The following is a 22045-nucleotide window of genomic DNA, read 5'->3' on the forward strand; positions in this document are numbered from 1 at the left end:
TTGCATCTGCCATCCACAGAAATATGAAATTCCTAAGGATTATTGCCGCTTTGGCTGTTCTCGTATCCGTTTTTCTTTTTGCTGCGCATCGACTACGGCAACTGCCGCCATATTTACAATTTCTTCTACACTCGCTCCTAATTGCAATATGTGAACCGGTTTTCGCATTCCAAGCATGATAGGCCCAATAGATTCAACGTTATTGAGCTCCTTTAACAATTTGTAATTACTATTTGCCGAATCCAGATTAGGAAATATAAGTGCATTTACTTTTCTACCGGCTAATTTTGAGAATGGAAATTTCTTCTGAAGCATTTCCGGATTTAATGCAAAATCTGTTTGCAACTCACCATCCAGAATCATATCTGGATTACTTTTATGAAGCAACGCCACTGCTTCCTGAACTTTAGTGGCATGTGGATCTTTTGAAGAGCCAAAATTTGCATACGATATCATAGCGATCACCGGTTCCAACCCGAACATTTTCATGGTATAGTTGGTCATCTGCGCGATCTTCGCTAATTCTTTTGCTGTTGGATCAATATTTATTGATGTATCTGAAATAAACAATGGTCCTCTTTTAGTCAACATTAAATTAGTCGTTGCCACCTTACTCACGCCATCATATTTTCCAATCGTTTCAAGCACTGGTCTCACCACCGAAGGGTATGAACGTGAGTAACCGGATATCATAGCATCGACATCGCCCTCATTCAACATCATGGAAGCATAATAATTGCGCTCTCGCATAAGCTTTTGAGCATCATAAAGTGTAACACCACTACGTCTTCGGCTTTTCCAAAACATTTCTGCGTACCGATTCAAAGTCTCGGTCGCTTCATCACTTTTTGGATCAATAATTTCGAGATCTTCATTAAATTCAATCTGCTCCATGAGTTCTAAGATCACTTCTTTGCGACCTAGCAACACCGGAATTCCTATTCCCTCTTCGAATACAATTTGTGCCGCCTTTAAAACATCCAAATGATCTGCTTCCGCAAAAACAACCCGCTTCGGATTTATCTTCGCCCGATTAACTAGCAAGCGAACAATTTTATTATCGCTTCCCATCCTTTCATAAAGCTCATCAACATATTTATCCCAATCTTTGATAGGAGCTGTAGCCACCCCGCTTTCCATTGCTGCTTTTGCAACAGCTGGAGGAACAGTAGCGATTAATCTTGGATCGAAAGGTTTAGGGATAATATAATCTTTTCCGAAGAGAAGCTTTGTCTCTCCATAAGCGATATTTACTTGCTCAGGTACCGGTTCTTTAGCCAATTCGGCCAAGGCTTTCACGGCTGCCATTTTCATAGCTTCATTAATTTTAGTCGCTCTTACGTCTAATGCGCCACGAAAAATAAAAGGAAATCCAAGAACATTGTTCACTTGATTAGGATGATCACTTCTCCCCGTAGCCATGATAATATCTTTTCGGGCACTTACAGCTAAATCATAAGCGATTTCCGGATCGGGATTGGCCATGGCAAAGACAATAGGGTCTTTCGCCATACTTTTCAACATTTTAGGTGTGACTATATCTGCAATCGACAGACCAACGAACACATCAGCATTCTTCATAGACTCATCCAGCGTATCTATTTTTCTGGCGGTAGCAAATTCTTGTTTTTCTTCGGAAAGAGTTTCTCGATCTTTTCTAATCACTCCTTTACTATCGAGCATCACGATATTTTCAGTTTTAGCACCAAATGCTTTATACAAACGCGTACAAGAGACGGCTGCCGCTCCTGCCCCGCTGATTACAATTTTTACTTTTTCGATTTTTTTATTGACTATGGAAAGTGCATTGAGTAAGGCCGCTGCAGATATAATCGCAGTTCCATGCTGATCGTCATGCATCACGGGAATATCCAATTCTTCCTTTAAACGCCTTTCAATTTCAAAGGCTTCCGGCGCTTTAATATCTTCGAGATTGATTCCTCCAAAAGTGGGAGCAATATTTTTAACCGTTTCTATAAATGAATCGACGTTTTCAGTGCCTACTTCAATATCAAAAACATCAATATCTGCGAAAATCTTAAACAGTAATCCTTTTCCTTCCATCACTGGCTTGGAAGCTTCAGGACCTATGTTTCCCAGTCCTAGCACTGCTGTTCCATTCGAAATCACCGCTACCAGATTGCCTTTAGCGGTATATTTATAAACATTCTCGACATCTTTTGCTATTTCCAGACAAGGTTCTGCAACTCCTGGGGAATATGCCAATGAAAGATCTCTTTGTGTAGCATATTTCTTAGTTGGTACAACTTGAATTTTACCCGGTTTCGGTTTTGCGTGGTATAATAAAGCTTCTCTTCTTTTACTCTGTTTGCTCATAGCTTCTGGAGGTTAGTTGTAGTAACGATGATTTACAAATGTAAGGAATCACAACAAAGCCCGCCTTTTAAAAGCAGGGTTTTTTGGTGAAATAAGTATTATAATTTACAGAGAGAATGAAATGATTACTTATTTCTTCAGAAAGTCAATATTACGTTGGAGCCCTGAAAATTTTGTCCTTTTCACAGCACTTTTTCTGAAAATTTCCTGAAAGACTTCTTCTGTGATTTCTTCCCAATCCTTCTTAGACATCGAAAGCAATTCAGGATTAGGATTGAAAAGAGGTTCACGATGAGCCTTACTGAAACGATTCCACGGACAAACATCCTGGCAAACATCGCAGCCAAACATCCAATCATCGAATTTACCATTCATGGATGTAGGGAGTTCATTTTTAAGTTCAATGGTGAAATACGAAATACATTTACTACCATCTACCACATAGGGCTCTACTATTGCTTGTGTTGGGCAGGCATCGATACAGGCAGTACAAGCGCCACAATGATCGGTTACCGGACTGTCGTATGCCAAATCCAAATCCACGATTAATTCGGCAATAAAATAAAAGGAACCGACTTGTTTAGTTAAGAGGTTGCTGTGTTTCCCAATCCAACCCAAGCCACTTTTCGCTGCCCAAGCTTTATCAAGTACTGGCGCAGAATCTACAAACGCACGGCCATGAACATCACCAATTTCATCTTGAATAAAAGCGAGCAATTGTTTCAGTTTGTCTTTAATCACAAAATGGTAGTCGGTACCGTAGGCGTATTTTGAAATCTTATAAGCTGATTCATCTTGAGTTTCCGAAGGGAAATAATTCAACAATAACGAAATTACGCTTTTAGATCCGGGCACTAATTTGGTTGGATCCAGACGCTTATCGAAATGATTTTCCATATAGCTCATTTCACCGTGCCTGTTTTTTTGAAGCCATTTCTCCAATCGCGGTGCTTCTTCTTCTAAAAATTCAGCTTTGCTAATGCCGCATGACATAAACCCGAGGCGCTTAGCTTCCTGTTTTATTTCTGCCGCATATTTTGAAGGATTTTCAATCAAATCTTATCTCAAATTAAACTCTAAGATAGCATCTTTAGGTTTCAAAGTTATTAAAGGAAGGATTTTAATTGGTGTGGATTTTGGGGAAATCCTGTACTTACTCATCACTTCAGCAATTGCAAGGATCATTTCGTACATGGCAAAATTATTCCCGATACACATCCGCGGTCCAGCTCCAAAAGGAAAATAATAGGCTGAATATTTTAACGGATTTCCTTCAGTAAAACGCTCCGGTTTGAAAGCTTCCGGGGCTTCCCAAAATTTTGGATGCCTGTGAATTTCATGTAAGGAAAACAATAAATTTGTTCCTTTCGGGATTTTCATTCCTTCAAATTCATCTTCCTCAATATTAATTCGATCTATAAAATATGCCGGCGGATATAATCTCATAGACTCTTCCACTACCTGTTTTGTATAGGGACAGGCTTGCATGTATTCCATTAAATTTGCTTTATTTGAAGTCGCCTTTATTACTTCAGAAAAAATAATTTCCTGAATTTCCGGATTGCGTGCTAATAATTCACAAGTAAAAGTTAGCGCATTGGATGTTGTCTCATGACCCGCAGTAAACAGAATAAGGATCTCATCAATGAGCTGTTCTTCTTCCATTGCGCTTCCATCTTCATACTGGGCTTCCAACAACATGTCTAGAAGATCCCCTTCTTTCTTGTTGCTCAACTTGCGTTCATGAATTAATTTTCTTAAAATTTCACGCGCTTCAGAAGTAAGTTTTAGTACACTTTTTAATTTGCCACTGCTTTTAAACCACCACTTCAAATACGGCTGACGCAGTTCCTTAACTAACATTTGCTGTGATTCTTCTGTGATTTGCTGCAGGCGCTTTATATCTGTAGCACTTACAGCACTGCTAAACAATGCTTTTACCACTGTTTGAAATGCCAGATCATTGAAGACCGGAAAAATATCACGTGGAGTACCCGTCTTTATTTTTGAAAGCTCTGTTTGGATGGCCTCCAACACAGTTTCTAATAAAGTCTCCAATTGCTTTTTATGAAAGGCCGGTTGTATAAGTCGTCGCTGCTTCTTCCAATGTTCACCTTCTGAAGTTAACAGTCCCTTACCTACATATTTGGCTAGATCCTTTGTTTGGATTGTTGATTTTGTATAGTTCTTATGATTTTTCTGAAGTGTATATTGTGCAAAGGCCGCGTTGCGGGAAAAAACAACTGACTTTCCGAAACCGATCTGAAGACGAAAAGTATCGCCATGTCTCTCGAAATTTTGATGATGAAAAGGCAGTGGGTTTTTTAAAATATCAAATGAATGACGTAAAAATTTATACAGTGAAACAGTGGGTATTTTCTTTTCCATATTTTAGAACAATCCCCCTTGTGTTGGGCCCTTCAATTTTCCTAAGTGTTTGTAGGCTGCTTCAGTAACTTCACGACCTCTTGGGGTGCGCATAATAAAGCCTTGTTGGATTAAAAATGGTTCGTACACTTCCTCAATAGTTTCGGGACTTTCAGAAACTGCGGTTGCAATGGTCGTTAAACCTACCGGACCTCCTTTAAATTTCTCTATGATGGTAGTGAGAATCTTATTATCCATCTCATCGAGACCATGTGCATCGACGTTAAGTGCCTTTAAGGCAAATTTGGCTATTTTGATATCGATATTTCCATCACCCTTAATCTGTGCAAAATCCCGAACTCTTCTTAACAATGCATTCGCTATCCTTGGTGTTCCTCTACTTCTACCAGCAATTTCAATGGCGGCTTCCATGGAAATAGGAACATCTAATATACCCGCACTTCGCTGAACAATTGTGGTGAGTAATTCTGTTGTATAATATTGCAGTCGGGAAGAAATACCAAAACGAGCTCTCATGGGTGCTGTTAGCAAACCAGAACGAGTAGTTGCACCTACCAAGGTAAATGGTGCTAAATTAATCTGAACAGAACGAGCGTTTGGTCCGGACTCGATCATAATGTCGATCCTATAATCCTCCATTGCCGAATACAAATACTCTTCCACGATTGGGCTTAAACGATGTATCTCGTCTATAAACAACACATCTCTTTCATCAAGATTGGTGAGCAGACCAGCCAAATCTCCAGGTTTATCTAGAACGGGACCCGAAGTCACTTTTATTCCTACTTCCAACTCATTGGCTAAAATATGTGCAAGTGTTGTTTTACCAAGACCTGGAGGGCCATGAAACAGCGTATGATCTAAAGCTTCTCCTCTAAGATTCGCGGCTTGTACAAAGATCTGAAGGTTTTCGAGAGCCTGATCCTGACCCGTAAAATCATCGAAAGAAAGTGGCCTCAGTTTTTTCTCTAATTCGAGTTCCTGCGGACTTAAATCTTCACCAGTTGGATCTAGGTTTTCGTTCATCTAACAAATATACGAATCATTCCTGTTGAATTTTTAAAAAGGAATCGGGTAATCCATATAAAGCTAGAGTTGATTTCATAATTTCTTTTCAAATAGCTTAACAAAGGTTTAGCAATCCGTTATGAGTACTTTAAAGCTTTACTTTTTATCTTAAAAAGAAAAATTATGATCAAACCAAAAAGTAAAGTGCCTGCCTTGGAAGTTAAATTAATAAATGACTCGATATGGAATCTTGAAAAGCAACGTCCGGATGCGTTTACGCTGATAATATTTTATCGCGGACTTCATTGCCCCGTGTGTAAAAAGTATCTCGAAAGTTTAAAACCAAAACTTGAAGACTTTTCAGAAAGAGGTGTCAATGTAGTAGCAATTAGTATGGATACAGAAAAAAGAGCCAAGTTGAGTGGTGAAAAATGGGATGTTGAATCTGTTCCCATTGGCTATGGAATGACAGAAGTTAAGGCTCGAGAATGGGGGCTATATATATCAAATGCAATAAAGGATGCAGAACCCGCCGTGTTTTCGGAGCCAGCAGTTTTTCTTGTAAGACCGGATGGTACGTTGTATTTTTCTTCTGTTCAAACGATGCCGTTCGCACGACCAACTCTTGAAAGCTTAATAAAAGCTATTGATTTTGTAACGAAAGAAGATTATCCTGCGAGAGGAGGCGCTTAGATAACTTATACTATTAAAAAATAAAAAACCCTTCCGAATTTATTGGAAGGGTTTTTAATATTTATGGTAACACTATAAACTAGTGATTTAATTCTTCTTCGTTTTCCTGAAGCGGCATATGTTGTGGAATATAATCCTGTCCCGGAATAACGTAATCGCTTTCATCCTTATTCAGTTTACTATAATCATAAGACCAGCGGTATACATGTGGTATTGGACCGTCCCAGTTTCCGTGGATATGCTTCACTTCTGCAGTCCATTCTAATGTTGTAGAATTCCATGGGTTTTTAGGGCCCACTTTTCCGAAGAACATAGAAGAAATAAAGTTATAAAGGAATACCAGTTGTGCTGCAGCAGTGATGATTGCAAAAATCGTGATTACTACGTTCACATCGGTCAAATCATCGAAATACGGGAAATTGGTGTTGGTATAGTATCTTCTAGGAAGACCTGCCATCCCAATAAAGTGCATAGGGAAGAATACTCCATAAGCGCCAATCACAGTCACCCAAAAGTGAATATAACCAAGATTCTTATTTAATAATTTTCCTTCAAACATTTTTGGGAACCAATGATACACTCCTGCAAATAGACCGTACAATGCAGATACACCCATTACCAAGTGGAAGTGAGCAACCACGAAGTAAGTATCGTGAACATTAATATCAAGTGCACTATCTCCAAGAATAATACCTGTAAGACCTCCTGTTATAAAGGTTGAAACGAAACCAATGGAGAATAACATGGCCGTATTCATCTGCAAGTTTCCTCGCCAAAGCGTGGTAATCCAGTTAAAGGATTTTACAGCTGAAGGAATTGCGATTAATAATGTTGTAAAGGTAAACACCGATCCGAGGAAAGGATTCATACCTGATATAAACATATGGTGACCCCAAACGATAGTCGAAAGGAATGCAATTGCCAAAATGGAAGCGACCATCGCGCGATACCCAAAAATAGGTTTACGAGCGTTTGTTGCCATAATTTCTGAAACCAGACCCATGGCAGGAAGAATAACGATATATACTTCAGGGTGTCCAAGGAACCAGAATAAGTGCTCAAATAATACCGGAGAACCACCTTGATTGTGTAATACTTCTCCTGCAATATAAATATCTGATAGGAAGAAAGAAGTTCCAAAACTTCTATCCATTATTAGCATAAGTGCTGCAGATAAAAGAACAGGGAAAGATACTACCCCGATTACTGCAGTGATAAAAAATGCCCAAATTGTAAGAGGCAAACGGGTCATAGACATACCCTTTGTTCTCAAATTCAATACGGTTACTATATAATTTAAAGATCCCAATAAAGAGGATGCAATAAAGATTGCCATAGATACCAACCATAAAGTCATACCTGTACCGGATCCAGGGATCGCTTGTGGTAATGCACTTAAAGGAGGGTATATTGTCCAACCGGCTGATGCAGGTCCTGCTTCTACAAACAGAGACATAAGCATGATAATACTCGATAAGAAAAACAACCAGTAGGATATCATGTTTAGGAATCCTGATGCCATATCACGTGCACCAATCTGCAATGGAATAAGTAGATTACTAAACGTACCACTCAATCCGGCAGTAAGCACAAAGAATACCATGATGGTACCATGAATGGTTACCAATGCAAGGTAAACACTAGGATCCATAACACCATCTTCACCCCATTTTCCTAGTAAAATTTCATAAATTGTGAATTGATGATCAGGCCATGCCAATTGCATTCTAAAAAGAATAGACATTGCGATTCCTATCATACCCATAAACAATCCTGTTACCAGGTATTGCTTGGAGATCATTTTATGATCCTGGCTAAAGATATATTTTGTAACAAATGTTTCTTTATGATGATGTCCGTGATCATCGTGGTGATCTTCTGCGTGGTCGTGTGCGTGTGCTGACATATCTCTTAATCTGTTTTATTATTTCTTAAGGGCTTCTGCAATGGTTGGTTGAGTTTTCATCCAAGCCTCATACTCTTCTTGCGACTCTACGATGATCTTCATTTGCATATTATAGTGGTTAGTTCCACAAATTTTATTACAAAGAAGCATATAATCGAAAACATAAGGTTCTAGACCTTCATCTCCTTTTTCAACCAGCACCTTGCTCTTATCTCTTCTTAATTTATTAATTCTTCCAACTTTACCCGTCACCTCTTCATCTCTTCTCATATCTTCAGTTGTAACGCTTGGAGTAAATGAGAATTGAGTTATCATTCCAGGAACGCAGTTCATCTGAGCACGGAAATGAGGCATATAAGCTGAGTGTAATACATCTTGAGATCTCATTTTAAAGATCACCTTTCTTCCGACTGGAAGGTGCAATTCATTTACAACTACATCGTCCTGAGCATTTGGATCGGAAGCATCTACTCCTAATTGATTCACCCCTTCGATTAAACGAACATTGGCTTCACCTAAGGTGTTATCGTCTCCACTGTAACGAGCTCTCCAATCGAACTGATACGCATAGAGTTCAACGATCATAGGATCATCTTCGTCATTTACGTTCATAATATCGGTCCAGGTAAATAAACCGTAGATAATAAGTCCGGCAAGAACGATTACGGGAATAATAGTCCAGATAAATTCCAGTTTATCATTATCGGCAAAGAATACAGCTCTTTGACCTTTTCTTCCGCGGTATTTAAATGAAAAATAACTTAATAACCAAAGTGTAAAGAATCCTACGACAAAAATCAACGCCATGGAAATATACATCAGGTTGTCTATTTTTGCACCATGCTCTGAAGCAGCTTTAGGAAGCAATACATCGCCCCATTCCCAGAAACAATAGATAAGCAACAGGTAAGTGAATATGGCAAAGCCCATCATCATGTACCCATTGAAATTATTATCCTTATCATTGGCTATTTCGGAAGCATTATCAGGCCCTTCTGTTTTAGACAATTGAAATATCTTATTCATTTGCCAAACAGCAACTCCAAATAGAATGATTACTAATACAACTAAAAGTGCGGTCATCGTTATCTGTCTTCTATATAATTAATTAATAATGATAATTCTTACTCTCCTTAACAAACGGATTGTTTTTCACGAGTAAAGGTGCCTTGGTAAGTGCTGTGAAAACAACAAATACAAAGAGCCCAAAGAAAAAACAAAGTGCGCCAAGTTCAGGAATACCAATATACCATGATGTTCCTACGGTACCTGGCATTACTAACACAAATAAATTTATGTAATGTCCGGCTAAAACTACGATTCCCGTTAAAACCACAAACCAATTCACTCGTTTATAATCACTGTTCATAAGTAAAAGCACCGGGAATATGAAATTCATAGCTAACATTCCGAAGAAAGGAAGCTTATAGTCTTCTATTCTTGTAACAAAGTAAGTTACTTCTTCGGGAATATTCGCATACCAGATCAACATAAATTGTGAGAACCATAAATAGGTCCAAAAAATACTGAAACCGAACATATACTTTCCTAAATCATGAATATGACTATCATTCACAAATTCAAGATATCCTTGTGATTTAAGATATATTGCGACCATGGCAATAGTTGTGATTGCACAAACCATCATTCCAGCAAACACATACCATCCATACAATGTACTAAACCAATGTGGATCGAAGCTCATAAGCCAATCCCAGCTCATCATGGATTCGGTATAAATAAAGAATACTAAAAAGGCTGCTGAAATTCTAAAGGTCTTTTTGAAAGAAGTGTTTCCATCTTCATTATCACTCTCTCTGGAAAACTTCACTGCAAAATGACGGTATAAGAACCATCCTCCTAAGAAAATTGCTGCTCTTATCATCAATGCCGTTCCATTTAACCATCCAGCTTTACCTTGAAGCAATTTATCATGTGCCACTACTTCAGGATCTGCCCAAACAAAAAGGTGGTTAATATGGAATCCTGACAATCCTAGTAATACAAACATGATAATTCCTCCCGGAACTAAATAAGCTGTTATTCCTTCCATTACTCTAAAGAGTACCGGAGACCACCCTGCTTGAGCAGCGTAGTTAATTGCATAGAATGCCAATGCACCTAAAGCTATCATAAAGAAAAAGAAACATGCAATATACAAAGCCGACCATGGTCTGTTTTGCATTTGGTGCAATGTATGTTCGAGATGCGCCTCTTCACTATCATGAGCGTTTTCGCCATGCTCTCCAGCTTGTTCCATTGCATGACTAGCATCCACGGTCGTTTCGTTATGTGACTCTCCATGAGAATCGATAGTAACGGCATGTGAAGCTTCCGAAGCATGATCGTCACCATGGTGATCGGCCATCATTTCTTTTACTTCAGCAGTAGAACCGGGAGCGGTTAGGAAACCCGTAACGATACCAATGGCGCCAACCACCATAAAAATAATCGCAAACAGTTTTAATTTACTAGGTAGCGTATACATATCTTTAGCTATTCTCTATTATTCTTCAATTAATGTTGTTGTTCTGAAGTTTCATCTTCAGGTATATTTTGTTCTGAACTATCAACCATTGGTAAATTTTCTTCAGACATTTCAACCGACGTGGTCTTCGCTGTATCTAATTGTACTTCCATCAATGGTTCTCCATTCAAGGCAGCTTTCAGATTCATTACATATTGTGCAATTTGCCAACGTTCCAATTCATTGGTTTGTGAAGCATAAGAGCCCATTGAATTTAACCCATACATTTGTACATGGTAAGTTCCACCTTGAGTAATATTTCTACCTGCATCAGCATAACTTGGTATTCCAAGAAATTTTTCACGAGTTACAAGAATTCCTTGACCATCTCCTTTGTCACCATGACAAACCGCACAAAAAACGGTGTACAGTTCACCTCCGGCTTTCAAGTTCTTCTCAGTAACTTTAAGTGGGTTTTTAAGTTCTATTCTTGCTTGTTCAAGTCCTTCATTAGTATTCGGATACTCATAAGGATTCCATCCACGAGGAATAGACCCTTCTACAGGCAACATTGCCTCCATTCCTCCAGGAAATATCTCATAACTTCCATAGGTCTCGTACCCTACAGGCTCGTACATATTGGGCATAAACTGATAATTAGGTTTATTGTTCTGAAAACAAGAAACCATACTTACTGCAGCTATAAGCCCCAAGGCTATATTTAGTAAACTTTTCATATTAGTGATCTTCGTCATTATCTATTAAACTAATTTCGATGGCACCGGTATTATGTAACAATTGAGTTAGTTTCTCAATATCATGATTTCCTGCATCTACAGCCATCAAAAAGTGATCATCGGTAGTTCTCACATCCGGATTTTCCGCTTTTTTAAAGGGCCATAATTTACTTCGCATATAAAAGGTAATAACCATAAGGTGTGCTGCAAAGAAAACGGTAAGTTCGAACATAATTGGTACGAATGCCGGCATATTTGCGATATAACTAAAACTTGGTTTACCACCAATATTCTGTGGCCAGTCTTCGATCATGATGAAATTCATCATAATAATAGCTACAGCCAATCCTACCAAACCATACATAAAAGATGTAATGGCAATTCGAGTAGGCTCTAGTCCCATAACTTTATCGAGACCGTGCACTGGAAAAGGTGTATACACCTCTTCAATATGATAATTAGCGGCCCGTACATCCTTAACGGCATGCATTAGGATGTCGTCATCATTGTAAATAGCGTGAATCACTTTAGATGCCATACTACTAGTTGTTTTTAAGTTTTGAAGCTTGTCCTGCCCAGTCATCGCGTTTTGCACGTCCAGGGAAGTCGCCAATAATTTCATCTAACAGATCGTAATCTCCATCGTTCATTTTACTAACCTGATCGAAGGTATAAATACCCAATTGATGCAGTTTTTGTTCCATCACTGGTCCAACACCACTTATCTTTTTAAGATTATCTGCAGTTTGTGTCGCAGGATCGAAAGTTCCTAATCGCGATAACATACTGTCTAATTGATCTCTTTGTGCTTCGGAAGTAACCAAAGCATCAGCATTCACGGTTTTATTGTGGTCGGCAGATTTCTTCACTGGTTTTTCTGAAGCTACACCAAGTGTATAATGCTTCACATCATCTCCATGCTCGGCTCTCAAAGTTTTATATTTTGAACCCGAACTTTTCAGAATAGATTTAACTTCCGCTTGCGCAATTACAGGGAATGTTCTAGCATATAGTAAAAACAACACAAAGAAGAATCCTATTGTTCCAATAAATATCCCGATATCTACAAAGGTAGGTTGGAACATCGTCCATGAAGACGGAAGATAATCACGGTGTAATGATGTAACTATAATTACAAATCGTTCGAACCACATCCCGATATTTACTACAATCGAAATAAAGAAAGAGAACATAATACTAGTTCTTAATTTCTTAAACCACATAAACTGCGGAGAGAAAACATTACAAGACATCATCGCCCAATACGCCCACCAATAAGGTCCGGTCGCTCTGTTTAGGAATGCATACTGCTCATATTCAACACCCGAATACCATGCAATAAATAGCTCGGTCATATATGCTACTCCAACGATAGAACCCGTTAGCATAATAACAATGTTCATCAATTCAATATGCTGAACGGTGATATAATCTTCCAAATTGGAAACTTTTCGCATAATGATCAAAAGTGTATTAACCATTGCAAATCCAGAGAAAATCGCCCCTGCCACAAAGTAAGGTGGGAAGATAGTGGTATGCCATCCCGGTATTACCGAAGTAGCAAAGTCAAAGGATACAATAGTATGCACAGAAAGTACAAGTGGTGTTGCCAAACCGGCAAGTACCAAAGATACTTCTTCAAAACGCTGCCAGTCCTTGGCACGTCCACTCCATCCAAAAGATAGAATGCCGTAAATTTTCTTTGTAAATGGTGTAACCGCACGGTCACGTATCATCGCAAAATCGGGAAGTAAACCTGTCCACCAGAATACTAAGGATACCGATAAATATGTCGAGATCGCAAATACATCCCAAAGTAACGGAGAGTTAAAGTTTACCCATAGAGATCCAAACTGGTTCGGGATTGGTAATACCCAATATCCTAACCATGGTCGACCCATGTGAATAACCGGGAATAGTCCTGCTTGAATAACCGAGAAGATTGTCATAGCCTCCGCAGATCGGTTAATTGCCATTCTCCATTTCTGACGGAATAACAATAATACAGCCGAAATCAGCGTACCGGCATGACCAATACCTACCCACCAAACGAAATTGGTAATATCCCAGGCCCAGCCCACTGTTTTGTTAAGTCCCCATACCCCAATACCTGTGGAAATGGTGTAAATAATACAACCTATTCCCCATAAAAAGGCGACCAAGGCAATAGTGAAAACAATCCACCAGGATTTATTTGCTTTACCTTCTACAGGAGCAGCTACATCCACAGATACATCGTGGTAGCTCTTATCTCCTAAAACTAAGGGTCTTCTAATAGGTGCTTCGTAATGCGACGCCATATTTATATACTATTTCTTAGTTAGTTTAAACTTCTTTTGAATTTCTCACTTTCGTCTTGTAGAACACATTTGGTTCGGTACCTACAGCTTCTAGTAAGTGATACATTCTATTGTCTTTTTTCTCTTTATATACTTCGCTGCTATGATCATTGATATCTCCAAATACCATAGCTCCTTTATCACATGCTAATGAACAAGCAGTTTGGAACGCACTATCTTCAACAGGCTTACCATCACGTTTCGCTTGAAGGATCGTTAATTGTGTTTTCTGTATACACATAGAACACTTCTCCATAACACCTCTTGAACGAACTACAACATCAGGATTCAACACCATTCTTCCCAAGTCATTGTTCATATGGTAATCAAACTCATCGTTCTCATTGTATAAGAACCAGTTAAATCTACGTACTTTATAAGGGCAGTTGTTAGCACAGTATCTTGTTCCAACACATCTGTTGTAAGCCATATGATTCTGGCCCTGACGTCCGTGAGAAGTAGCAGCTACCGGACACACAGTCTCACAAGGAGCGTGATTACAGTGCTGACACATTACCGGCTGAAATGCAACCTGTGGATTGTCTGCCGGATGCTCCATCGCACCGAAATCGGATAATGAACTTCCAAGTCCTGAAATATTTTCTTTTTTCTCTAGATCACCTTCAAATGATTCGACACTTGAGTAATATCTGTCAATTCGTAACCAGTGCATATCGCGACTTTTACGAACTTCAGCTTTACCAACTACTGGTACGTTGTTTTCAGCATGACATGCAATTACACATGCTCCACAACCTGTACAAGCATTTAAATCTATTGAAAGATTAAAGTGATGTCCAACTGAACGATCAAAAGACTCCCAAAGATCTGCATCCGGAGATGAAATAGGAATTTCCTTATGATCTTTAGATACATAAATAACCGGATTCCATTCCTGAACGTCTTTTGTATTAAATACCTCAAGGGAAGTCTCGCGAATAATATCACGACCCATCATGGTATTATGAAGCTGAACACATGCAAATTCGTGCATTCCGCCCACTTTTTCTAAGCTTACGGTTTGTATGGTAGAAAAATTATTATAAAGTGCAAAGGCATTTACACCAGTTTGCATCTCTTCTTGAATGGCAGCTGTTTTACCATACCCAAGAGCTAGACCAACAGATCCAACTGCTTGTCCTGGTTGAATAATTACAGGTACTTTTTCTATTACCACATCACCCATTGTCACATTTACTCGGCTTCCGTTAAGTCCGCCGTTTGCAACGTGTGTATTTTCTAACCCTAAAGACTCCGCATCTTTTGCAGATATCGTTATATAATTATCCCATGTAGTACGGGTAATAGGATCGGGCATCTCTTGTAGCCATGGGTTGTTAGCATTTTGACCGTCACCCATTGACGTTTTAGTATACAATGTAAGTTCGAGACCTTCATTTTGAAGTGCTTCGGAAAGCGCGCCGTTAGCGGTACTTTCTTCAATTACAGCTTCACCTTCAGAAGGGATAGGCATTACATCCATTTGAACCTCAGCATCACTTCCGAAGAAACCATCGTGCAAAGCTTGATTCCAACTTCCACCACCTAAAACGGCGGCCCAAGTACCTTTTATATAATCGTAATAATTTTGAGAATTTCCTGTCCACTGCAATAAACTATCCTGAAACTGTCTCGTTTGAAACAAAGGACGAATAGTAGGCTGAATTAAACTGAAAGTACCCTTTTTCATCTGAGTATCTCCCCAAGATTCCAGGTAATGCGGTGTCGCAGCAACCAATTTAGAAGCTTCTGCGGTCGCATTCTTCTTCATAGCGAATGTAAGCGACATATCTAAATTCTTAAATGCCTCTGTAAATGCGCTACTATTTGGAAATGAATACACAGGATCTACTCCTACTGTAATCATTCCTTTTACAGTACCAGAAATAACGCCGTTCATCACACGCATTACTTCTGCGGTATTACCCTGACGCACCATTCTAGGTTTCATTGCGTCCATTACAATACTGTTTGCATTGAAATTTAAAGCCTTCGATTGAGCATCGACATCCGGAAGTCCTGTTAAAATAACTCCTTTACTTCCTGCATTTGCCAATTGAGCTTTTGCATTTTTAACAGCTTCAGCGATTTCATTTGGTAAATCTGAAAAGCTTCCACCTGTTAATGCAGTTATAATTTTTAATTGTTGTGAAGGGGTTACAGGAACACGTTTGTCTGCGTTAGCACCTGAAAGGCTCATATTAGATTCGAACTGAATATGACGAGACATTTTTCCTGCTGAATTCGGAACACGGCTTTTTGCGTATCCGGCATCATAGCCACCACCTTGCCAGTCTCCTAAGAAATCGGCACCAACTGACACAATTACTTCAGCCTTTGAAAAATCGTAATCGGCTAATGCTCTTGTTCCGTATTTATTCTGAAAAGCATCTAATGCTTCCGAAGAAGACACTGTATCGTACACCACATGGCGTACATTAGGATACTTAGCTGTAAATTCTTTAATTAATTTTGAAGTTGACGGACTCGCAAAAGTCTGAGTCAAAAGCACGATGTCTTTCCCAGACATTTCGTTCATCTTCTGAGCAACATTGGTGTCGAAATCGGCCCAAGTCACTTCGGCTCCATCTACCAACGGATTTTGAAGTCTGTTTTTATCATAAAGAGACAAAACAGATGCCTGAACACGAGCATTTACACCGCCTCCTTGGGTTGAAAGATCATTACGCTCTATTTTTATAGGACGTCCTTCGCGCGTTTTCACCAAAACATTGGCAAAATCGAAACCATCTGCTATAGTAGAAGCATAATAATTTGCAACTCCGGGAACGATCTCGTCTGGAGCTATTACGTAAGGAATAGACTTAATTACCGGACCTTCACAGGCAGCTAATGAAGCTGCTGCTGTAGTAAATCCAACGTATTTTAAGAAATCACGTCGTGTTGTTGAGGAAGCTTCAAGAGTTTCCTTATCACCCAAAAACTCGTCTGTTGGAATTGATTCCACAAATTCATTTTCGCGCAGCGTCTCAACAATAGAACTATTTGTATCTAGCTCTTCAACACTTTTCCAGTATTTCTTGTTTGATGCCATATTGTTACTTGTAATTAACTTTTATTTTTTAATAGTGACATTTTCCGCATTCCAATCCGCCCAATTGAGCAATTGTTAACTTCTCAACACCATATTTCTTAGAAAGTTCTTCGTGAATTTTTGAATAGTACTCATTGTCTTCAACCTTGACATTTGTCTCTCTGTGACAGTTTATACACCATCCCATAGTTAAAGGAGCAAACTGCTCAACAATTTCCATTTCTTCAACTGGCCCATGACATTTCTGACAATCAACACCAGCGACAGTTACGTGCTGAGAGTGATTGAAATATGCGAAATCAGGCAAATTGTGAATTCGCGTCCATTTTACCGGTTTGGTATTTCCAGTATAAGCTTGAGTTGTTTCATCCCAGCCAACGGCATCATATAATTTTTTAATCTCCTTAGTGTAGAATTCCTGAGTGTACCCACTTTCTAAATCAGCTTCACCTGCATATTCTGAAATGTTTTTATGACAGTTCATACATACATTAAGTGATGGGATTCCAGATGTTTTACTCTTTCTTGCTGAAGAGTGACAGTAGTTACAGTCCACTTTATTATCTCCTGCGTGAATTTTATGTGAGAAGTGAATTGGTTGAACCGGAGCATATCCCTGGTCAACACCAACTTGCATCATCCATCCGTATGCAAAATAAGCTGAACACAACAACAAGAATATACTAGTTACTAATACTAAAAACTGATTTTGTGCAAATGCTTTCCATAGAGGAGTTTTAGTTTCTCTTTCCTGATACTCAACTCCGTTTGCTTGCGCAATTTTCTTTAAGGTACCTGTTACTAAAAACAACATGACCACCAATAAACCAAACACCAGTGCTAAAGCGGCTAATATAATGTTGTTCGAGACACCATCACCTCCACCTGTAGTTGTACCCGTGGCAGCAGTATCGCCACCTGCTACTGGAACTGCTTTTGGCTCACTCGCATAAGCTAAAATATTATCAATATCTCCGTTGCTTAAAGCAGGGAAAGAGGTCATCACTGAATTGTTATTCTCTGCGAACAAGGCAACTGCTTTTGAATCACCAGACTTAATCATTCCCTGACTGTCCTTAATCCATTCATACAACCAATTACGATCATACCTTAAAGTTACACCTCTCAAGGCTGGACCCGTTGCTTTTTTGTCAAGTTTATGACATGCTGCACAATTAGCGTTAAACAACGCTTTTCCTGCCACTGCATCCCCAACACCATCTGCTGCCGGAACTGCTGCCGTAGTTTGCTCAGCTTCGCTCGCACTATCTTCCTGAGCAGAAACAGAAACAGAAAATGTTAGCAAAACAGCTAACAAAAGAAGTGACAATTGTGAGGGTAGATTTCGGAAATTCACCTTTTTCATACTAACGATTAAATTATTGTCAATAGTTTGGCACGTAATTGGTTACTCATAAAAAGCAACCAGCTTGTATTTAAAATGCCGTAAAATAACGGCACAAAAGTACATCTTTCAGTCGATTTTAGAAATGCAAATAATATGTTAACTATTAATTTATAATTATTCTAAATAATAAATTTGCAACTCTTAAAGTTATTATATTTTACATTTGCAATAAAGAACCTCAAAAATGAAATTAAACGTAATCGCTAAGTTACTACTTATCAGTATTTTATTGATAGTTTTTTCTGAAAACATTTCTGCTCAGTCCGCTACCGTGACTATAAAAGAAGATTCTAAGATACCTCAACTTCTAGAACTCAAGAAACAACTCGAAAAAGAAAATAAATTATCAGATGGGTACACTATTCAATTGTATTATGGAGAGTTAAATCAAGCGAATTCAACTATTAAAAAATACAGGAACAGTTATGGGGCTTGGCCGGCATCAATAGAGTATGAAACACCTAATTATAAAGTTTGGGTAGGTAATTACAGTTCTCGCCTTGAAGCAGATCGGGCATTGCTCGATATTCAAAGGGTCTTCGGTTCTGCTTTTATTCTGAAGCGGAAGTAATTGTTAGTTATCAATTGTCAAAATAGTAAAAAGCAGTAGACCAATTTTGGTTTACTGCTTTTTAGCTTTATCACTTCAAAAAGAATGAAAAATTTTAATGGTCAATAATTACTTGCTTAGTAATTAACTCATTGCCGTCATAAATATGTAATACATATAGACCTTCATCCAAGTCATGAGTATCTATTGTTTTAACAATATTTGTTGTCTCGTCTGTAAACAGTAAGACTCCAAATTGATCATATAAACTTAAAACATAGGTATTGTTATTAGCATTGGTCAAATCGACATAAAGTTCATCATCAGAAGAGTTTGGGTATAAAGTGACGTTTTGACCACCGCCCCCTCCTGTGCCTATAGTTACACCATGTCGTTCTGCTTGCGGACTCCAACCACACTCGTTCCTAAATCTTAAATAATAATCAAGATAAATTCCCGGAGTACTTGGAGTATGTATCCAGATTTCTTCATTATTACTACTTGTAACCATATATGCAGGAAAAATATTCCATTCCTTTTCTACTACTGAACCTTGTGTAGTATAAACCTGATTTACCAAGTCGAAGGTAAAATCGACTGGAGAATCTGGAAAACTACCGGTGTTTGCCAAAATATTCGGCATTTGAATTGGATTTCCAACCCAAACATTCTTTCTAAGTGTCTGTCCATTATAATTTGCTTGAATAAAACCATTGCCATTGGAATTATTCACAGCTTCAACTGTCACTGATAAATTATCGGAAGTAACCATCTGTAAATTACTTGATAGTTCCCATGAATCTACAAAGGGTCGACTGCAATTTTCAAAATCGAATGTTACCGGATTGTCGGAACAAACAATATTGGGACCAATTAAATCTTCTACTTCAAGATAAAGAGAAGGTGGCAATGGATTTTCTTCTATTTCCGCTAGTAGCCAAGTTATACTGGCTTCAGTAAAAGAAGTATGCGCTTCATTTAATTTAGGCCCATAATAATTATCAAACGGAATTTCCCCTGTACAGACCAAATTTCGACGAAAATTTTGCGTCCAATTGATATCAGGATTTATAAAACCCAATGCACTTATTGTCGGGATAAATGAATGTACCTGTTCATTTGTATTTACTGTTAACTCTGCACCACCTAAAAAATCTGATATTTCATTGAGAAAAATATGATCTTGCCAATACTGGTAGAAGCCTCCTTGCCAAAAAATTGGATCAAATCCATCTAACGGACCCGCCAATTTCATAAATCCATCAAAATATCCTCCAGATACATTATCCATATTTCCACGCGAATTATAATTATTTACATATTTGGAATCATCATCAAAAGTTCTTTTATATCTTGAGACCTCACCATAACCGTTGTAATTTGGCATATTATAAGTTTCCAAACTTGCAATATGGACATCTTCACACACATTTTGAAATGGCCATGGTAAGCAAATATGTTGAAAACCCCTTACATTTACAGTTATTTGACTATGACCTACATAGCTTCCATTGTTAGAATTAAACTGAATGTCAAAATTTCGAACACCTTTCAAAGATCCATTCACCAAAGCAATATTTCGCGAATCTTGAGGATAGCCATTACTGCCTTGTCTACCTTCATTGAAAAGATCATTATAATATTGCACAAAAAACTGATGCCCTCTATTTTCTGAAAAACCTTGGGCTACAGTTCTGGCATTAAGTGTTTGCTGATGAATCTGACCCACGTTCCAGCCATCCAACTGTTCAATAAGCTGTTGTTTGGCTGCAGGAGAACCCAACTGATTATCGTTAAAATCTTGTGCTTCCGCGCTGTCAGGCATTGCCTGTCTTATTAGCGTTTGCAGGCCTAACGGTATATTGGCTCCTAAATGTGGACTGTCCAAACTAATCCATAATCTGGTATTATGTGGCGGTTGATTGTTGACCGGATTTTCCATATACGCCAAGGCATATCGAGAAATTTGCCCACCCATGCTGGGTCCAACGATCACTAGCTGTTCGTCACTATTGATTGAAGCTAAACGGGCGTTTAAATGTTTGTATAACTCTATATGAGCCATAGCATTTCGCTGTATGAAATCAGCCCCACCGTCAATTTCAACACTTCCACGATTATAAGTGGGATGATTAACAACAACTACGTCGTAACCAAGTGTGTTAAGAATTGGAATTATTTCAACATCATCTCCATTTGCACTTTCATAAACATTATATTCATAAATGGATTTATGATGTTCTGGATCACCAATGAAATCCGCATCCGTAATTTTTCGCTTATCGCCTGGATCAAATCCATCAATAATTATAAATGGCTTTCTCATAATTCCCTGCGGATTACTATAGAAAATTCGATAATCTAAGTGAGCCAATATAGGCGTCGTCTCTCCAATTCCTATAAAAGGAACCAAAGCATCTATATCGCCATCTTCAACTCTGTCTGGCGGTGGTGGAAGTGCTACTTTAGAATAAATTAGTGCCTGAGTAGTTCTGGAAGTACCATCACTAAATGTGGCGGTAAAAGTAAGCATCTTATATCCATCTTCATTGTATGGAATGTCAACAGCTGTATTTGTAAACAGACCATTTTCATAAATGATATAATCTTGTGCTGTGTCAAAATTAGCAACTAGACTTTCCATATCGTTTGAAAGGGTTTCCTCCAAAAGAAAAGTATTACTAAAATTAAAAGTAATTACGCTGCCCAATACAGCTTTTTTTAAAGGCGATATAATTAACGCACGCCTTTCTATAAACGCAGATTTTCCGTTGTCAATTTTTTGAAAAGAACCTTGAGATAGTCGTAACCCGCCATCATCTTCACTGGTCTCTAGATAATTGAGTTCATTAAATGTGGTGTTTATAATACCCACATCTACTACATTTTTAATAGTATCATGGACGTAATAATTACGCAAATCAGAATGGGAAATAAACTTTTCAGAAAGCGAAGATTTATAAAGCTCAAGTAGTGATTGTTCAAAATGATCTACATTGGAAATATTTAATTCCTCATTGAATGTGTTGATTTTAGCAATTGGAACGGTCCTATTATAAAGTATTCCTGTATTAAAATCAGTTTTGTCGATATTTACCAACATACTATCCACTTTTGTTAGTGAGCTAGTCTGGGATATACATTGAAAATAAATTAA

Annotated in this window: 15 protein-coding genes; 2 read left to right on the plus strand and 13 right to left on the minus strand. The window is 38.4% G+C overall.

Going from position 1 to position 22045, the window contains the following annotated elements:
• Positions 1-39 precede the first annotated feature (39 nt).
• From BXY75_RS00440 to ruvB, 4 genes are all read right to left on the minus strand, one after another.
• Positions 40-2337, minus strand: a complete 2298-nt coding sequence (locus BXY75_RS00440; RefSeq protein ID WP_121905734.1) for an NADP-dependent malic enzyme — start codon at positions 2335-2337, stop codon at positions 40-42.
• A 129-nt stretch (positions 2338-2466) separates the two neighbouring features.
• Entirely contained in the window at positions 2467-3393 is a 927-nt protein-coding gene (gene queG / locus BXY75_RS00445; RefSeq protein ID WP_394347309.1) for a tRNA epoxyqueuosine(34) reductase QueG, read from the minus strand.
• Between the two features lie 3 nt (positions 3394-3396).
• Positions 3397-4725 (minus strand): cytochrome P450, encoded by a 1329-nt coding sequence (locus tag BXY75_RS00450; RefSeq protein WP_121905735.1) that lies wholly within the window; start codon positions 4723-4725, stop codon positions 3397-3399.
• Between the two features lie 3 nt (positions 4726-4728).
• Entirely contained in the window at positions 4729-5751 is a 1023-nt protein-coding gene (gene ruvB, locus BXY75_RS00455; RefSeq protein ID WP_121905736.1) for a Holliday junction branch migration DNA helicase RuvB, read from the minus strand.
• 165 nt (positions 5752-5916) lie between these two features.
• On the opposite strand from ruvB, the gene BXY75_RS00460 reads away from it, so the two are divergent.
• A complete protein-coding gene (locus tag BXY75_RS00460; protein ID WP_121905737.1) occupies positions 5917-6426 on the plus strand; it encodes a peroxiredoxin-like family protein in 510 nt (169 codons plus the stop codon).
• A gap of 79 nt (positions 6427-6505) precedes the next feature.
• Here the strand turns inward: BXY75_RS00460 and BXY75_RS00465 are convergent, their stop codons facing one another.
• Genes BXY75_RS00465 through BXY75_RS00500 form a run of 8 tightly spaced genes read right to left on the minus strand, consistent with a single transcriptional unit; the run spans position 6506 to position 18296 of the window.
• Positions 6506-8332 (minus strand): cytochrome c oxidase subunit I, encoded by a 1827-nt coding sequence (locus BXY75_RS00465; protein WP_121905738.1) that lies wholly within the window; start codon positions 8330-8332, stop codon positions 6506-6508.
• A gap of 18 nt (positions 8333-8350) precedes the next feature.
• On the minus strand, positions 8351-9415 hold the full coding sequence (locus tag BXY75_RS00470; protein ID WP_121905739.1) for a cytochrome c oxidase subunit II: 1065 nt from the start codon (positions 9413-9415) through the stop codon (positions 8351-8353).
• A 25-nt stretch (positions 9416-9440) separates the two neighbouring features.
• Positions 9441-10820: a quinol:cytochrome C oxidoreductase gene (locus BXY75_RS00475; RefSeq protein ID WP_121905740.1), complete on the minus strand. Its 1380-nt coding sequence runs from the start codon at positions 10818-10820 to the stop codon at positions 9441-9443.
• A gap of 29 nt (positions 10821-10849) precedes the next feature.
• The gene (locus BXY75_RS00480) at positions 10850-11536 is read right to left on the minus strand and encodes a c-type cytochrome (RefSeq protein WP_121905741.1); all 687 of its coding nucleotides are present in this window, start codon (positions 11534-11536) and stop codon (positions 10850-10852) included.
• A gap of 1 nt (position 11537) precedes the next feature.
• Positions 11538-12074 carry a DUF3341 domain-containing protein gene (locus BXY75_RS00485; protein ID WP_121906565.1) on the minus strand — a complete coding sequence of 179 codons (537 nt, stop codon included), beginning with the start codon at positions 12072-12074 and terminating at the stop codon, positions 11538-11540.
• A gap of 4 nt (positions 12075-12078) precedes the next feature.
• Positions 12079-13836 carry an NrfD/PsrC family molybdoenzyme membrane anchor subunit gene (nrfD, locus tag BXY75_RS00490; RefSeq protein ID WP_121905742.1) on the minus strand — a complete coding sequence of 586 codons (1758 nt, stop codon included), beginning with the start codon at positions 13834-13836 and terminating at the stop codon, positions 12079-12081.
• 25 nt (positions 13837-13861) lie between these two features.
• Complete coding sequence (locus BXY75_RS00495; RefSeq protein ID WP_121905743.1) at positions 13862-16930, minus strand: TAT-variant-translocated molybdopterin oxidoreductase; 3069 nt, start codon at positions 16928-16930, stop codon at positions 13862-13864.
• Between the two features lie 28 nt (positions 16931-16958).
• Entirely contained in the window at positions 16959-18296 is a 1338-nt protein-coding gene (locus BXY75_RS00500; RefSeq protein ID WP_121905744.1) for a c-type cytochrome, read from the minus strand.
• A gap of 226 nt (positions 18297-18522) precedes the next feature.
• Here BXY75_RS00500 and BXY75_RS00505 point away from each other — a divergent pair, with 226 nt between their 5' ends.
• Entirely contained in the window at positions 18523-18909 is a 387-nt protein-coding gene (locus BXY75_RS00505; RefSeq protein ID WP_121905745.1) for an SPOR domain-containing protein, read from the plus strand.
• A gap of 94 nt (positions 18910-19003) precedes the next feature.
• Here the strand turns inward: BXY75_RS00505 and BXY75_RS00510 are convergent, their stop codons facing one another.
• A complete protein-coding gene (locus tag BXY75_RS00510) occupies positions 19004-21991 on the minus strand; it encodes a T9SS type A sorting domain-containing protein (RefSeq protein ID WP_211331800.1) in 2988 nt (995 codons plus the stop codon).
• Positions 21992-22045 lie beyond the last annotated feature (54 nt).

Source organism: Ulvibacter antarcticus (genome assembly GCF_003688405.1).
GTDB classification, from domain to species: Bacteria; Bacteroidota; Bacteroidia; order Flavobacteriales; family Flavobacteriaceae; genus Ulvibacter; species Ulvibacter antarcticus.

What these genes read in the sequence shown, in the direction of transcription:
- BXY75_RS00500 (WP_121905744.1), bottom strand. Translation starts at nt 18,296, where the DNA reads ATGAAAAAGGTGAATTTCCGAAATCTACCCTCACAATTGTCACTTCTT.
- ruvB (WP_121905736.1), bottom strand. Translation starts at nt 5,751, where the DNA reads ATGAACGAAAACCTAGATCCAACTGGTGAAGATTTAAGTCCGCAGGAA.
- BXY75_RS00465 (WP_121905738.1), bottom strand. Translation starts at nt 8,332, where the DNA reads ATGTCAGCACACGCACACGACCACGCAGAAGATCACCACGATGATCAC.
- BXY75_RS00475 (WP_121905740.1), bottom strand. Translation starts at nt 10,820, where the DNA reads ATGTATACGCTACCTAGTAAATTAAAACTGTTTGCGATTATTTTTATG.
- BXY75_RS00510 (WP_211331800.1), bottom strand. Translation starts at nt 21,991, where the DNA reads ATGTTGGTAAATATCGACAAAACTGATTTTAATACAGGAATACTTTAT.
- BXY75_RS00440 (WP_121905734.1), bottom strand. Translation starts at nt 2,337, where the DNA reads ATGAGCAAACAGAGTAAAAGAAGAGAAGCTTTATTATACCACGCAAAA.
- BXY75_RS00450 (WP_121905735.1), bottom strand. Translation starts at nt 4,725, where the DNA reads ATGGAAAAGAAAATACCCACTGTTTCACTGTATAAATTTTTACGTCAT.
- BXY75_RS00495 (WP_121905743.1), bottom strand. Translation starts at nt 16,930, where the DNA reads ATGGCATCAAACAAGAAATACTGGAAAAGTGTTGAAGAGCTAGATACA.
- BXY75_RS00485 (WP_121906565.1), bottom strand. Translation starts at nt 12,074, where the DNA reads ATGGCATCTAAAGTGATTCACGCTATTTACAATGATGACGACATCCTA.
- BXY75_RS00505 (WP_121905745.1), top strand. Translation starts at nt 18,523, where the DNA reads ATGAAATTAAACGTAATCGCTAAGTTACTACTTATCAGTATTTTATTG.
- BXY75_RS00480 (WP_121905741.1), bottom strand. Translation starts at nt 11,536, where the DNA reads ATGAAAAGTTTACTAAATATAGCCTTGGGGCTTATAGCTGCAGTAAGT.
- BXY75_RS00470 (WP_121905739.1), bottom strand. Translation starts at nt 9,415, where the DNA reads ATGACCGCACTTTTAGTTGTATTAGTAATCATTCTATTTGGAGTTGCT.
- BXY75_RS00460 (WP_121905737.1), top strand. Translation starts at nt 5,917, where the DNA reads ATGATCAAACCAAAAAGTAAAGTGCCTGCCTTGGAAGTTAAATTAATA.
- nrfD (WP_121905742.1), bottom strand. Translation starts at nt 13,836, where the DNA reads ATGGCGTCGCATTACGAAGCACCTATTAGAAGACCCTTAGTTTTAGGA.